15 protein-coding genes are annotated in these 14,352 nt (G+C 74.2%); 7 read left to right on the top strand and 8 right to left on the bottom strand.

The features are described from left to right. Nucleotides 1-101 precede the first annotated feature (101 nt). Entirely contained in the window at nt 102-1,085 is a 984-nt protein-coding gene (locus F6X68_RS22325) for a DNA topoisomerase IB (RefSeq protein WP_151456113.1), read from the top strand. A gap of 217 nt (nt 1,086-1,302) precedes the next feature. Here the strand turns inward: F6X68_RS22325 and F6X68_RS22320 are convergent, their stop codons facing one another. Together F6X68_RS22320 and F6X68_RS22315 are read right to left on the bottom strand one after the other, a co-directional pair. Then, nucleotides 1,303-2,283: a helix-turn-helix domain-containing protein gene (locus F6X68_RS22320; protein WP_151456112.1), complete on the bottom strand. Its 981-nt coding sequence runs from the start codon at nt 2,281-2,283 to the stop codon at nt 1,303-1,305. A 102-nt stretch (nt 2,284-2,385) separates the two neighbouring features. Then, a complete protein-coding gene (locus F6X68_RS22315; protein ID WP_225852358.1) occupies nt 2,386-3,177 on the bottom strand; it encodes a TetR/AcrR family transcriptional regulator in 792 nt (263 codons plus the stop codon). Between the two features lie 68 nt (nt 3,178-3,245). Between F6X68_RS22315 and F6X68_RS22310 the strand changes: the two genes are divergently transcribed. Next, nucleotides 3,246-4,211 (top strand): ATP-binding cassette domain-containing protein, encoded by a 966-nt coding sequence (locus tag F6X68_RS22310; protein WP_151456111.1) that lies wholly within the window; start codon nt 3,246-3,248, stop codon nt 4,209-4,211. Further along, nucleotides 4,204-4,977: an ABC transporter permease gene (locus F6X68_RS22305; protein WP_225852357.1), complete on the top strand. Its 774-nt coding sequence runs from the start codon at nt 4,204-4,206 to the stop codon at nt 4,975-4,977. The genes F6X68_RS22310 and F6X68_RS22305 overlap by 8 nt, the downstream gene beginning before the upstream one ends. Nucleotides 4,978-5,047: 70 nt before the next feature. Here the strand turns inward: F6X68_RS22305 and F6X68_RS22300 are convergent, their stop codons facing one another. From F6X68_RS22300 to F6X68_RS34680, 4 genes are all read right to left on the bottom strand, one after another. Further along, nucleotides 5,048-5,551, bottom strand: coding sequence for a hypothetical protein (locus F6X68_RS22300; RefSeq protein WP_132236000.1), 504 nt, complete (start codon nt 5,549-5,551; stop codon nt 5,048-5,050). 68 nt (nt 5,552-5,619) lie between these two features. After that, a complete protein-coding gene (locus F6X68_RS22295) occupies nt 5,620-7,251 on the bottom strand; it encodes a RecQ family ATP-dependent DNA helicase (RefSeq protein ID WP_151456110.1) in 1,632 nt (543 codons plus the stop codon). Between the two features lie 150 nt (nt 7,252-7,401). Next, nucleotides 7,402-8,352: a TIGR03557 family F420-dependent LLM class oxidoreductase gene (locus tag F6X68_RS22290; RefSeq protein WP_151456109.1), complete on the bottom strand. Its 951-nt coding sequence runs from the start codon at nt 8,350-8,352 to the stop codon at nt 7,402-7,404. Between the two features lie 91 nt (nt 8,353-8,443). Continuing rightward, complete coding sequence (locus F6X68_RS34680; RefSeq protein ID WP_255474757.1) at nt 8,444-8,566, bottom strand: hypothetical protein; 123 nt, start codon at nt 8,564-8,566, stop codon at nt 8,444-8,446. Between the two features lie 178 nt (nt 8,567-8,744). On the opposite strand from F6X68_RS34680, the gene F6X68_RS22285 reads away from it, so the two are divergent. Continuing rightward, on the top strand, nt 8,745-10,241 hold the full coding sequence (locus tag F6X68_RS22285; protein WP_151456108.1) for a glycoside hydrolase family 3 protein: 1,497 nt from the start codon (nt 8,745-8,747) through the stop codon (nt 10,239-10,241). 31 nt (nt 10,242-10,272) lie between these two features. On the opposite strand, the gene F6X68_RS22280 is transcribed toward F6X68_RS22285, so the two are convergent. Then, on the bottom strand, nt 10,273-10,560 hold the full coding sequence (locus tag F6X68_RS22280) for a GNAT family N-acetyltransferase (protein ID WP_151456107.1): 288 nt from the start codon (nt 10,558-10,560) through the stop codon (nt 10,273-10,275). Further along, the gene (locus F6X68_RS22275; RefSeq protein ID WP_151456106.1) at nt 10,557-11,783 is read right to left on the bottom strand and encodes a cysteine desulfurase-like protein; all 1,227 of its coding nucleotides are present in this window, start codon (nt 11,781-11,783) and stop codon (nt 10,557-10,559) included. The genes F6X68_RS22280 and F6X68_RS22275 overlap by 4 nt, the downstream gene beginning before the upstream one ends. A gap of 91 nt (nt 11,784-11,874) precedes the next feature. Here F6X68_RS22275 and F6X68_RS22270 point away from each other — a divergent pair, with 91 nt between their 5' ends. The 3 genes from F6X68_RS22270 to F6X68_RS22260 form a co-directional block, all read left to right on the top strand. Beyond that, a complete protein-coding gene (locus tag F6X68_RS22270) occupies nt 11,875-12,240 on the top strand; it encodes a hypothetical protein (protein WP_151456105.1) in 366 nt (121 codons plus the stop codon). A 60-nt stretch (nt 12,241-12,300) separates the two neighbouring features. Continuing rightward, complete coding sequence (locus F6X68_RS22265; protein WP_151456104.1) at nt 12,301-13,122, top strand: DUF1206 domain-containing protein; 822 nt, start codon at nt 12,301-12,303, stop codon at nt 13,120-13,122. 82 nt (nt 13,123-13,204) lie between these two features. Next, the coding region (locus F6X68_RS22260) for a mechanosensitive ion channel family protein (RefSeq protein ID WP_151456103.1) at nt 13,205-14,352 on the top strand (1,148 nt) is incomplete at its 3' end.

Genomic DNA, 14,352 nt, shown 5'->3' with positions numbered 1-14,352 from the left:
AAGGTGGGAGGGGGTGGGGAGCCATCCGACGCTGGCGGCCATCGGGGTCGACGAGGTGGTGACCGCCGTGGACGAGGTGGAACGGGCGGTGCGGGTCTCCCGTGCGGTTGCGGCGTAGTGATCCGGGCAGGCCGGGGTACGGGCGACGCCGGCGCGGCCGGGGCTGGCTCTTCCTGGACCCGTCCGGGCAGCCGGTCCGCGACCCCGACCGGTTGGGCCGGCTGCGTGAGCTGGTGATCCCGCCCGCCTGGCGCGACGTGTGGATCTGTCCGTACCCGAACGGGCACATCCAGGCCATCGGCATCGACGCGGCCGGGCGCAAGCAGTACCTCTACCACCCGACGTGGCGGGAGAGGCGCGACGAGGCGAAGTTCGACCACGTGCTGGAGGTGGCCCGCCGGCTGCCGGTGCTGCGCGAGCGGGTCGGGCGGGACCTGTCCGGCCGGGGACTGCACCGCGACCGGGTGCTGGCGACGGTGACCCGGCTGCTGGACATGGGCACGTTCCGGGTCGGCAGCGACCAGTACGCGGCCGGCGACGACCCGACGTTCGGGGTGTCGACCCTGCGCCCCGAGCACGCCCGGTCCCGGGGCGGCTGCGTGGTGTTCGAGTTCCCCGCCAAGGGCGGCGTCGAGCAGGTGCGTCGCATCGAGGACCCGGAGCTGTGCCGGGTGCTGGTCAACCTGCGCCGCCAGCGCCGGTCGGCCGACCGCCTGTTCGGCTACCGGGACGGCGGGGACTGGCGCGACGTGCGCAGCGACGAGGTCAACGAGTACCTGCGGGACGCCAGCGGCGGGGAGATGACGGCGAAGGACTTCCGCACCTGGCACGCCACGGTGCGGGCGGCGACCGAACTGGCGACGGTGGGCCCGCCGCGCTCGGCGACCGCCGGCAAACGGGCGGTCGCGGCGGTGATGCGTGACGTCGCCGAGCTGCTCGGCAACACCGCCACTGTGGCCCGCACGTCCTACGTCGACCCGCGCGTGGTCGACCTCTTCCACGACGGCGTGGTGGCCCCGGTCGACCCCGCGACGCCCCGCGAGAAGGCCGAGCGGATCGTGCTCGAACTGCTGGAGGACGCCTGAGGCGGCCCCGGCGCCACTCCTGAGCGGGGGCGCCGGGGCCGGTCCGGTCACCGGGCGACCGCCCGCCTCCCCCGTGGCGGCGGGCGGCTCGCCACGGCCCCCGTCGGCGGTCCGATCCCGGCCGGCGCCGGGGCAGGCAGGGATCGGTCACCTCGACGTCAGTCTGCCCGGACCGGGTTGACCGTGGACGCCGCCGGGTTGACTCTCCGTGCCGCGCTCACTCCGCCTGGCCGGCCCGCCAGGCCTGCGGCCCGACGCCGTGCGCCTTGCGGAAGATCCGGCTGAAGTGCGCCTTGTCGGGGAAGCCCCAGCGGGCCCCGATCGCCTGGATCGGCTGGCCGCGCAGGCCCGGGTCGGCGAGGTCGTGCCGGCACCGCGCCAGCCGCAGCTCCCGGATGTACGACGCGACCGTCGACTCCTCGGCCGCGAAGAGCCGGTGCAGGGTACGCAGCGAGACGTGGTGCGCGTCCGCCACCACCTGCGGGCTCAGCGTCGCGTCCCCGAGGTGCCGCTGGATGTACGCCCGCATCTGGGTGACGAGGGCGCGCCTGCGGACCTCGGCCGGCACCACGTCCTCGGCCACCAGGTGCCGACCGAGCATGGTGGACGCCAGGTCGAGCCCGACGGCGCCGAGGCGGGTGGCGTCGGCGGCGTGGTACTGCTCGGGATGGTGGGCGATCTGGAGGAGGAACTGGGCGAGCAGCGCGCCGATCCCCTCGGTGCCCGACATCCGGCCACCGAGCAGCGGCGCCAGCCGGTCCGGTGACAGTGGCAGCGCGGCGTGCGGGATGAGCGCCACGACGGACCGGGCCGGTTCGCGGCCGTCGTCGTCGCCGAGGTGCCGCACCCCGTGCGGCCGCGACCCGTCGTAGAAGATGAACTCATCCGGCCCCAGCACGCTGCTCCGGCCGGCCTGGCTGGCGGCGCCGTCCCCGTCGACGGTGAGCGCCAGCGTGTAGATCTCCGGGGCCGACTCGCGCCCCAGCCTCGGCGTCCGGACGCCCTCCAGCGACGGGTACCGGTAGTTGACCACCTGGATCGGGCCGAGCTCGACGATCTCCGCCCGGGCGGTGAAGTCGTGCGCGTGCTCGGTGCGGATCCGCAGCGGCGAGGCCGTACGCGCCACGAGGTCGAGCCACATGTCGAAGCGTTCGGCCGCCGGCACCTGCTCGGTGTCGACGACGGTCGGCCGAAGCATCCGCTCCCCCGTCCTCGCGCCGGTCCGGTGCCCATTGTCCATCGTGGGCGCCCGCCCCGCCCAGCGCGTTTCCCGGCCCCGTCGACCGGGGGCGGGGCCGGGTCAGGCCGTGGCCGTCCGGCCCTGGATCAGCACCTCGACGCCGTCGAGGATCCGGTCGAGGCCGAACTGCCACTCCGTGTCGAACACCTCGTCCTGCTGTCCCTCGGCGCTCTCCGCCAGCAGCTCCCGGATCGACGGATAGGCGCCGTGCCGGGTCAGCAGGGCTAGCTGCTGCCAGTACCGCATCCCGGCATCGTCGGGGTCGAGCTGTTCGCGCGCCGCGGCCTCGTCGAGGTCGGCGGTGAGGGTGGCCCAGTTCCGGGCGTACCCGCTGACCAGCATGATCGTCGAGAGCCGCTCGATGCCGTGCAGGCCGGTGCCGTGCAGGGCGGCCAGCCCCTGCTCCATCCAGCGCACCTGGTTGGGGCCCAGCGGCGGGCCGCTGATCGGGACCTGCCGGATCCACGGGTGGCGGTGGATGGCCGTCATGTTGGCCAGCGCCCAGCGGGCGAGTGCCGGCCGCCAGCCCTCGCCCGGGGCGCGTGGCGCGGGCGGGTCCCCGTACGCGGTGTCGGCCATGAGTTCCAGCAGGTCGTTCTTGGCGGAGACGTAGCGGTAGAGCGACATGGTCGCCACGCCCAGCTCGCCGGCGACCCGGCTCATCGACACCGCCGGCAGCCCGTCGGCCTCGGCCACCCGGATGCCGGCGGCCACCACCTGCCGCATCGTGAGGCTGCGCCGGGGTCCCTTGCCGGGTCGTTCCCGCAGGCCCCAGGCGAGCTCGATGCTCTCCGGCAGCTCGACGTCGGCGTCGCTCATCCTCACCTCCCGGTACGCGGTGTTGACCGTCATCCTAGCTTCTGCGTATGGTGCACGCAGAACAGCGTATGACGTACGCAGAAAGCGGAGAGTGAGGGGCGATGGGAGTGACAGACGCGGCGGTGGAGACCGTCGACCTACGCAGGTCGTACGGCGGGGTGGCGGTGCTCGACGGCCTGAGCATGCGGGTCGCCCGGGGCAGCGTGCACGCCCTGCTCGGCCCGAACGGGGCGGGCAAGACCACGACGGTCCGGATCCTGGCCACGCTCACCACGCCCGACGGGGGCGTGGCCCGTGTGGACGGCCACGACGTGGTCCGCGACCGGAGCCGGGTCCGGCGGGCGATCAGCCTCGCCGGCCAGCACGCGGCGCTCGACGACCAGCAGACGGGCGCGGAGAACCTGCACATGATGGCCCGGCTGGCCGGGCTGGCCCCGGCCGCCGCCCGGCGGCGCGCCACGGACCTGCTGGAGCGCTTCGACCTGGTCGCCGCCGGCGGCCGGCGGGTGGTGACGTTTTCCGGCGGGATGCGCCGCCGGCTCGACCTCGCGGCCAGCCTGGTCGGCCAGCCGTCCGTGATCTTCCTCGACGAGCCGACCACCGGCCTCGACCCGCGCAGCCGGCAGGGGCTGTGGGAGGTGGTCGCCGAGCTGGCCGGCGCCGGGGTGACCGTGCTGCTCACCACGCAGTACCTGGAGGAGGCCGACCGCCTCGCCGACCGGATCGCGGTGCTGCACGGTGGCCGGCTGGCCGCCGAGGGCAGCGCGGGCGACCTCAAGCGCCGGTTCGGCGCCCACCGGCTGGAGCTGACGCTGCGTGACGCGCGGAGCTTCGCCGAGGCGACGCACCGCCTCGGTGGGCGCGTGACGCACCGCGACCCGGCCCGGCTGGAGCTGGCGGTCGCCACCGACGGCGGCGCGCCGGAGATCCGCCAGCTGCTCGACGAGGTCGATCCCGACCGGCAGGGGCTCGCCCGGTTCACCGTCCGCGAGGCGACCCTGGACGACGTCTTCCTCACCCTCACCGGCGACCCGGTGCCCGCCCGACGGGAGGCGGCCGGTGTCTGAGCTGACCCTGCGACCGACCCGTGCCGGCGAGGCCCTCGTCATGATGGCGCGCTGCGTACGGCTGTCCCGGCGCAACGTCGACGCGCTGCTGACCTCGCTGCTGCTGCCGGTGCTGCTGATGCTGCTCTTCGTCTACCTGTTCGGGGGCGCGATCGACACCGGCACCCGCTACGTCACCTACGTCGTGCCCGGCGTCCTGCTGCTCTGCGCCAGCTTCGGCGCGGCGACCACCGCCGTCAGCGTGACCACCGACCTGACCAACGGGATCATCGAGCGGTTCCGCACGATGGACGTCAGCGCCACCGCGATCCTCGGTGGGCACGTCGCCGCCAGCATCGCCCGCAACACCGTCTCCACCGTGCTGGTGCTGGCCCTCGCCGTCGCCATCGGCTTCCGCCCGGCCGTGGACCCGCTGCGCTGGCTGGCCGCGTTCGGGGTGCTGCTGCTCTTCCTGCTCGCCGTGTCCTGGCTGTCGGCCGCGTTCGGCCTGCTGGCCCGCACCCCGGAGGCCGCCAGCGGCTTCACCTTCCTGGCGATGTTCCTGCCGTACCCGAGCAGCGCCTTCGTGCCGGTGGAGACGATGCCGGGCTGGATCCGCGGCTTCGCCGACCACCAGCCCGTCACGCCCGTCATCGAGACGCTGCGCGCCCTGCTGCTGGGCACCCCGACGGGCACCGCCCCGGCCCTGGCGGTGGCCTGGTGCCTCGGCGTCCTGGCCGTCTCGGTGCCCCTGACCGCCGTGCTGTTCCGCCGCCGCGTGGCCTGACCGCCACCACCTCGGGGGTACGCGACGGCGGCACCGGACCTCGTCCGGTGCCGCCGTCGTCGTCTGCGCGTCAGTCGTTGAGCACCTGGGAGAGCCGGTCGCGGAAGCGCCGCTCGGAGTCGCTGACGACGTCACCGCCGAGGCCCAGGATGCCGCCGCTGGAGGCCGCGCCCACCACCTGCTCGGCGATCTCCACCAGCCAGTGCTTGTAGGCGCCGGCCTCGCCCTCGTCCGTCCGGGCGGCCAGCAGCACCGCCGCCTCCCTGGCCCGGCCCAGCACGTCCTCCAGGTAGGCGCGCGGGTCGGACGGCGCGATGACCGGCATCTCCTCGCCGGCCTCCGGGTCGCCCACCCGGGTGACGATCTCGCCGGCCACGGCCGCGACCAGCGGGCTGGCCGACTCCCGGCCGGCTGCGATGGTCTCCAGCCCGGCCGCGTTCTCGGCCATGGTGCGTCGGGTGCCGTCGGACTCGGCGGCGCTCGCCGCGGTCAGCACCGACTGCGGCAGGCCGACCAACAGCCCCCACTCCTCGTCGGAGAAACCGAATCCGGTGTACGCCGGCTGCTCGATCACGGCAAAGCCCCTTTCCGCACTGATGTCGCTCGTCGTCCACGGCCCCGGCCAGCGGTGCCCGGCTCAGGCTAGTCGAGGGTCAGCAGGCCCTGTTCGGACACCACGCTGACGGACAGCGTCTTGTACCCCACCTCGTCGAAGAGAACCGTCATCCGGTCCTCCTCGTAGCTCAGCACCAGGCCGTGCCCCCACTCCGGGTGCCGGACCTGGCTGTGCACGGGGAAGGGCCCGACCGCGCCGTCGTCGGGGGTGCTGGTGCCGGCGTGGCAGTTGTCGCAGTGCCCGCAGACCTCGGTCATCTGCTCACCGAAGTAGGCCAGCAGCGTCTGCCCCCGGCAGGCGGTGGTCTCGGCGAAGGCCCGCATCATGTCGGTACGCGACCGGGTCACGGTCTGCTGCCGCTCGGCCTCCGCCAGGGCCGCCGCGGCGGCGTCCACGGGCGCGGGGGAGTAGCGGGGGACGCCGATGCGCTGCTTCGCCCTCGGCTCGGCCGCGCCGACCTGCTCCAGCAGGGCGAGGTACTGGCCGAGCTTGCGCGGGCCGAGCCCGGTGAGCTCGCGCAGCTCCTTCTTGTTCCGTGCCTTCTTGCGCAGCAGCGCGGACAGGTCGCGCAGCTCGTCGGCGTTCGGCAGGCCGCCGCTGAAGAAGCGTTGCAGCCCGACGTCCTCGCCCTGCCACAACAGCAGCACCCGGGCCGGGGCGCCGTCGCGGCCGGCCCGCCCGATCTCCTGGAAGTAGCTGTCCGGCGAGTCCGGCAGTGCCATGTGGACGACCCAGGCGATGTTCGGCTTGTCGATGCCCATGCCGAAGGCCGAGGTGGCGACCATGATCGGCACCTGGTCGGCGAGGAACGCCTCGTGCAGTTCGGCGCGTGGCCCGGCCGCCATTCCGCCGTGGTAGTACTGGGCCGGGTAACCGGCGTCGGTGAGCCGGGCCGCCAGCTCCTCGGCGGAGCGCCGGGTGGGCACGTAGATGATGCCGGGCCGGGTGTCGTCGCTCAGCAGGGCGAGCAGCCGCCGCCACCGGTAGTCCTCGGTGGGGCAGTGCGCCACCTCGAGGAACAGGTTCGGCCGGTCCAGCCCGGAGACCACCACCTCGGGCTCGGTCAGCCGCAGCCGGGCGATGATGTCGTCGCGTACGGGCGGGGAGGCGGTGGCGGTCAGCGCCACCACCGGGGGTCGGCCGATGCCGTCGATGAGGTGGCCCAGCGCCAGGTAGTCGGGGCGGAAGTCGTGCCCCCAGGCGGAGATGCAGTGCGCCTCGTCGATCGCCACCAGCGCCGGCTTCAGCGACTTCACCTCGGCCATCCGGTCCGGGTTGGCGAGCTGCTCCGGGGTGATGAAGAGGAACTCGGCCCGCCCCTCGCGGATCTCGGTGATCGCCTGCGCCTGCTGGGCGGCCGACTCGTTCGAGCTGATCCGCACCGCACGCAGCTCCGGCCGCTGCCGCTCGTTGAGCGCCGCGATCTGGTCCTGCTGGAGGGCGAGCAGCGGGGAGATCACCACGGTCGGGCCGGGGATCAGGCTGGCCGGGATCTGGTAGATCGCCGACTTGCCGGCGCCGGTGGGCAGCACCACCAGGGCGTCGCGGCGCTTCATGACCGCCCGCATGGCGGCCAACTGGTGGGGCCGCAGTGCGGTCCAGCCGAAGAGGCTCTTGGCCGCGCGGCGCAGTGTCGTGGAGTGCGTGGACAGTTTCATCGAGGGCCGGAGGTACCCCCGGCGATCAGCGGCGAAACCGGCGGCTGACGTGATCCCGTCGCCGCCGTGTCGCCGCCGCAGAGGCGGCCCGCCGAACGCGCCCGCCGCGGGCGCCCGGCCGTCCTCCGGGCGCCCCGGCGAGCGGGGCGGTCAGCGTACGCGGGGGAACACCTCGCGCTGGTAGAGGTCGAGCAGGCCCTGCCAGTTCGGGCCGGTGTTGGCCACGTAGACCTCGTCGAAGCCGGCCTTGGCGTACTGGTCGATCTTCGCCAGGTGCGCGTCGGTGTCCCGCCCGCAGACGAAGGCCTCCTTCATCGCCTCCGGCCGGACCAGCTGGCCGGCCTGCTCGAAGTGCCTCGGCGACGGCAGCACCTGGGACAGCTCACCGGGCACCCCGGCGTTCGGCCAGCGCTCGTACGCGATCCGCACGCCCTCTTCCTCGGTCTGCGCGTACGCCGCCTTGAAGCCGGCCTGGCACGGCTTGTCGCCGCCGCCGTTCTCCCGGAACCGCCGGACGAGTTCGGCGTCGGGCGAGGTGTTGACGAAGCCGTCGCCGATGCGGGCGGCGAGGTCGACGGCCTTGGGGCCGAAGCCCGAGACGTAGACCGGCGGGGGAGTGTCCGGCAGCGTGTAGATCCGGGCGTGCTCGACGGTGTAGTGCTTGCCGTGGTGGTTGACGAAGCCGCCCCGCCACAGCTCGCGCATCACGTTGACGGCCTCCTCCAGCATCTCCAGCCGGACGTCGGCCTGCGGCCAGGCGTCGCCGAGGATGTGCTCGTTGAGCGCCTCGCCGCTGCCCACCCCGAGTACGAACCGCCCGGAGTGCAGGACCGCGCTGGTGGCCGCCGCCTGCGCCAGGACGGCCGGGTGGATGCGCACGGTCGGGCAGGTCACGGCGGTGGTGACCGGGAGCCGGCAGACCTGGCTGAGCGCGCCGATCACCGACCAGACGAAGGGGCTCTGCCCCTGCGCGTCCGTCCACGGGTGGTAGTGGTCGGAGATCCAGAGCGCCTCGAAGCCGGCCCGCTCCGCGCCGCGCGCCTGCTCCAGCAGCTCGGCCGGCGTGTACTCCTCGGTGGACAGAAAGTAGCCGATCCTCATCGTTCCCCCTCGCCGTGTCGTACCGGTCCAACGAGGCAGGCGGTACCCCGACGGCCGCCGTCGAACCGCGGTGCCGGCGCCGGGCGGCGCCTCAGCGCCGGAACATCGCGCGGATCGCGGCGAGCAGCAACAGGCCGCCGACGACCAGGCCGAGCAGGCGTACGCCGGGGATGTCGGCCGGGCTCGTCGCGTCGGCCAGCAGCAGGGGATCCATCCCCGAACTGTCCCCAGCTCCGCGCCCGACGGCAACTGTAAGGTTTATTGACTATTTCCGCGCACGGTGTGACCATGTCAGCACCGCCGCCGGTGGCGGGCCGCCGGGCGCGGAGAAGACGGGGGTACGACGACCGCATGAGCGAGCGACACATCAGCCACCACACCGGCGGGCCGGCGTGAGCGGGCGCGACGGGAGCCTGACGGCCCTGGCCGCCGCCGTCCTCCAGCCGGGCTTCGTCGGCACCACGCCGCCACCCTGGATCTGCCGCTGGCTCGGCGAGGGCCTCGGCTCCGTGGTGCTCTTCGCCCGCAACGTGGTCGACCCCGAGCAGGTGGCCGCCCTCACCGCCACCCTGCGCGCCGAGCGCCCGGACGTCGTCGTCGCCATCGACGAGGAGGCCGGCGACGTCACCCGGATCGAGTCCGCCCGGGGCAGCTCCCGGCCCGGCAACTTCGCCCTCGGCGCGGTGGACGACCCGGCGCTGACCGAGGAGGTCGCCCGCGACCTGGGCGCCGACCTCGCCGCGCTGGGGATCACCCTCGACTACGCCCCCGACGCCGACGTCAACTCCAACCCGGCCAACCCGGTCATCGGCGTACGCGCCTTCGGCGCCGAGCCGACGCTGGTCGCCCGGCACACCGCCGCCTGGGTGCGCGGCCTCCAGTCAGGCGGGGTAGCCGCCTGCGCCAAGCACTTCCCGGGACACGGCGACACCCAGGTCGACTCGCACCACGACCTGCCCCGGATCGGCGCCGACCGGGCCCGCCTCGACGCCGTGGAGCTGGCCCCGTTCCGGGCCGCCGTGGCCGCCGGGGTGCAGGCCGTGATGACCGGCCACCTGCTGGTGCCGGCGCTGGACCCGGAGCTGCCCGCCACCCTCAGCAACCGGATCCTGGGCGGGCTGCTCCGCGACGAGCTGGGCTTCTCCGGCGTCGTGGTCACCGACGCGGTGGAGATGCGGGCGGTCGCCGACCGGTACGGCTTCGCGGCCACGGCCGTGCGCGCCCTCGCCGCCGGCGCCGACGCGATCTGCATCGGCGGGGAGCGCGCCGACGAGGGGACGGCCCGACTGCTGCGGGACGCCATCGTCGCCGCGGTCGTCGCCGGCGACCTGCCCGAGGAACGCCTCGCCGAGGCGGCCAAGCGGGTGGGACAGCTCGCCGCCTGGACGGTGGCCGCCCGGGCCGAGCGGCCGTCCCGGTCCCGCCCGAGCGCCGCCGGTTCGGCCGTCGGGCTGGCCGCCGCCCGCCGGGCGCTGCGGGTCACCACCGCGCCCGCCGGCGTCGGCGCGCTGCCGCTGACCGGCCCCGCCCACGTGGTCGAGTTCGAGCCGCCACGCAACATCGCGATCGGTCCGGAGACCCCGTGGGGGCTCGCCGCCCCGCTGGCCGACCTGCTCGCCGGCACCACCACCGTCCGCTACGCCGAGGCCGACGTGCCCGCCGACCCGACCGCCGGGGCGGCCGGCCGGTGCGTGGTGCTGGTGGTGCGCGACCTGCACCGGCACGACTGGATGCGGGCTTCGGTGAGCCGTGCGCTGGCCGCCCGCCCGGACGCGGTCGTGGTCGAGCTGGGCGTGCCCGAGCTGGTCACCGGCGCGGTCCACGTCGCCACCCACGGCGCCACCCGGGCCGCCGCCCACGCCGCCGTCGCGCTGCTGACGGGCCGCTGACCGCCCCCGCACCCCGACCGGTGCCCCCGGGCTACGGCTCGGGGGTGACCAGGTCGGCGTACTCGGCATGGCGGCCGATGAAGGCCGCCATGAACGGGCAGCGCGGCACCACCGTCGTGCCGCGCTCGCGGAGCTGGTCGAGGGTGCCCCGGACCAGGGCCGCGCCGACGCCCATGTTCTGGAACCTCGGGTCGACCTCGGTGTGGGTGAAGACCAGCACCTCGCCGCGCGGCAGGTACGCGGTGAACCCGGCCAGCGCGTCGTCGACCAGGATCTCGAACCGGTGCTTGGCGGGATTGTCCTCGACCAGGGTGCTCACCCGGCCATTCTGCCCCCGCGACCGGCGAGCCGGTCCAGTTCCCCCAGCAACCCGTCCACCTCGTCGGCGGTGTTGTAGTGGTAGAGGCTGGCGCGCACCGCCCCGCCGCTGTCGCGCAGCCCCATCGCCTGGAAGTACTCGTACGCGTAGTAGTCGCCGGCGGAGAGGCAGAAGCCGGCCGCGCCCAGCTCCTCCTGGGTCCGCTGCGGGGAGAGCCCGGCCAGCCGGAAGGACACCGTCGGGCAGCGCCGGGCGGGGGAGCCGAGCACCGTGACGCCGGGCAGCGCGGCCAGCCCGGCGAGCAGCCGGTCCAGCAGCGACTCCTCGTACGCCCGCGCGGCGCTCAGCCCGGCGACCAGCCGCTCGCGGCGGCTCCCGGTGGCCGCCGGGTCCAGCCCGGCCAGGTGGTCCACGGCGGCGGCCACGCCGGCCAGCAGGGGGAAGCTCGGGGTGCCGTACTCGAAGCGGTCCGGCACCGCGTCGGAGGAGGGCAGCAGCTTCGCCGGGCGCAGCCGCTCCCACGTCGCCGGGGCGGCCACCATCGCGGCCAGGTGCGGCCCCGACCACTTGTAGGCGCTGGTGACCAGGAAGTCGGCGCCCAGCGCGGCGACGTCGGTGGGCCCGTGCGGCACCGAGTGCACCCCGTCGACGCAGACCAGCGCGCCGGCGGCGTGCGCGGTCGCGGCGATCGCCGCCACGTCCGGGACGGTGCCGGTCGCGTTGCTTCCCGCAGTCACCGCGACCAGCCGGGTCCGCTCGCCGACCAGTTCCGCGTAGCGGGCCGCCGGAAGCTCCGCGGTGTCCCGGTCGAACTCGGCCCAGCGCACCGTCGCGCCGGCCGCCTCGGCCGCCTGCACCCAGGGTCGAACGTTCGCGTCGTGGTCGAGCCGGGAGACCACGACCTCGTCGCCGGGCCGCCAGCCGGCACCCAGGGTCCGGGCCAGGGTGTACGTCAGCGCCGTGGCGCTCGGCCCCAGCACCACTCCGTCGGGTTCGGCGCCGAGCAGGTCGGCCACGGCCGAGCGGGCGGCGGCCACCATCTCCAGCGAGCGCCGGCCGGGCGCGAAGGCGGCGCTGCGGTTGCCCACCGCCGCGCGCATGGCGGCGGCGACCGCGTCGACGACCGGGCCGGCGGTCTGGGTGCCCCCGGCGCCGTCGAGGTGGACGAAGCCCTCGGCGAGGGCGGGGTAGGCGGCCCGGGTGCGGGCGATGTCGAACGGCATGCCCGGGACCCTAACGCCCCGCCCCGGGCGCCCCGCCTGCGCGGATGATCACGCCCTGCCGGAGTGGTCCGCGTCTCGTACCCTTGGCGGGGTGACGAACCGACGTGTTGCCTTCCCGCTGACCCCCACCCGCCGGGCCGCCGGCCTGTTGGCCGGCCTGGCGCTCGGCGCCGCCGTGCTCGCCGGCTGCAGCTCCGAGGGCGCCAGCACCGACTGCGGTCTGGACGCCTGCACCGTCACCTTCGACCGGGGCGTGGACGCCCGCGCCACCATCCTCGGGGTGGAGGCGAAGCTGATCGGCGCGCAGGGCGACCAGGTCACCGTCGAGGTCGCCGGCGAGCAGCTGTCGCTGACGACCGGCCAGCAGGCCACCGAGGTCGGCGGCTTCGCGGTGACGCTCGACAGCGTCACCGACCAGGAGGTCAAGATCCGGGTGTCGAGGAACCCGGGCAACTGACCCGACCGGGGCGGCGGTGGCCGACGTTTGGAAATCTTCGTATTCGGTGATTGAGGCGCCATGTCACTCACCCGGAATGCCGAAGCCACCGCCTCCCGTACGGCGAACAGCAGGTGGCTCGAGTTGTTGGCCAGAGTCGGTTTCATCGGCTACGGCATCGTGCACCTCCTGTTCGCCTGGCTGGCGTTGCAGATCGCGTTCGGCAAGGCCGGCGACGACGGCGACCAGTCCGGCGCGCTGCGCACCCTCGCCCAGCAGCCGATGGGCAAGTTCCTCGTCATCGCCATCGCGGTCGGCCTGCTCGCCATGGCGATCTGGCAGGCGCTGGAGGCGGCCGTCGGGCACCGCGCCGAGCGCGGCAAGGAGCGCGTCTGGGAGCGGATCGCCTCGGCGGGACGCACCGTCGTCTACCTCTACTTCGCCTGGACGGCCTTCAAGGTCTTCAAGGACGCCGGCTCCAACAGCGCCGACCAGCAGGAGGCGCTGACCGGCAAGCTCATGGAGTCCTCCGGTGGCCGCTGGCTGGTCGGCCTGGCCGGGCTCGGCCTCGCCGCGATCGGCGTCGGCCTGGTGATCTACGGGCTGATCAAGCGTTTCGAGAAGCACCTCAAGACCGGTGAGATGAATGCCAGGACGCGCCAGCTCACCCGCCGGCTGGGCATGGCCGGCTACATCGCCAAGGGCGTCGCGTACGGCATCTCCGGCCTGCTGATCATCCTGGCCGCCGTCAACTACGACCCCGAGAAGGCCCGCGGTCTGGACGCGGCACTGCGCACGCTGCGCGACCAGGCGTACGGCCAGATCCTGCTCACCCTGGTGGCGCTCGGCATCGCCGCCTTCGGCGTCTTCTGCTTCCTGCAGTCCCGGTATCGCAAGGTCTGAACCTGGTCGATTCCGGCGTCGCCGGGCACTATTGGGCCTTTGCCCGAAGCACGTGCCCGGCGTCAGGAGGAGGAAGGAACCTGTGCAGAGCTACCTCGGGACGATCGTCGCCGCGCTCGCCGCGGCGGCGATCGCCTTGTTCGCGGTCGAGGTCGCGCACCGCGTGATCCGGCGGGTCGGTCGGCGCTCGCTGTTGCTGACCGAGCTCACCGACCACGCGCACCGGTCCATCCAGGTCGCCGCCACCGTCGTCGCCGTCCAGTTCGCCGTGCGGTTCAGCACCGGCTACGCGGTCGGCGACCAGTGGCGCCAGGTGCTGCTGCACCTGCTGGTGCTCGGCGTGATCGCCAGCGTCGCCTGGCTGGTCGCCTCGCTGCTCGTCGTGGCGGAGGACACCGCACTGGCCCGGTTCCGGGTGGACGTGCCGGACAACCGGCACGCGCGGCGGGTGCGGACCCAGGTGGTCATGCTGCGCCGGTTGACGATCGCGGTGATCGTCGTACTGGCGGTGGGCGTGATGCTGATGACCTTCCCGGCCGTACGCGGCATCGGCGCCGGCGTGCTGACCAGCGCCGGTGTGGTCGGTGTGGTCGCCGCGCTGGCCGCGCAGAGCCTGCTGGGCAACGTCTTCGCCGGGCTCCAGCTCGCCTTCAGCGACGCGGTCCGCCTCGACGACGTCGTGGTGGTGGAGGGGGAGTGGGGCCGCATCGAGGAGCTGACGCTCAGCTACGTGGTCGTGCAGATCTGGGACGACCGGCGGCTGATCCTGCCCACCTCGTACTTCACCAGCAAGCCGTTCCAGAACTGGACCCGCACCGAGGCGGCGGTGCTGGGCACCGCCGAGTTCGACGTCGACTGGGCGGTGCCGGTGCAGGCCATGCGGGAGGAGCTGCGCCGCCTCGTCGAGGGCACCGAGCTGTGGGACGGCCGGGTCTGCGTACTCCAGGTGACCGACGCGACCGGCGGGACGATCAAGGTGCGTGCCCTCGTGAGCGCCGCCGACGCCGGCAGCCTCTGGGACCTGCGCTGCCTGGTCCGCGAGCACCTGGTCGCCTGGATCCGGGACCATCGGCCGACCGCCATGCCCCGGATGCGTACCGAGATCGGGGACGCGGAGAGCAACCTGGCGTGGCAGTGGGTACGCCCCCGCCGGCCGGTGCGCCGACTCAACGACGCCGAGGTGCCCGACGACGCGCGGGTCTTCGGCGGCAGCGACGACGGCGACGCCCG

The organism is Micromonospora sp. AMSO12t (assembly GCF_008806585.1).
GTDB lineage: Bacteria > Actinomycetota > Actinomycetes > Mycobacteriales > Micromonosporaceae > Micromonospora > Micromonospora reichwaldensis.
The sequence above is the reverse complement of the archived record's forward strand: the minus strand, read 5'-3'. Positions and strand labels throughout refer to the sequence as shown.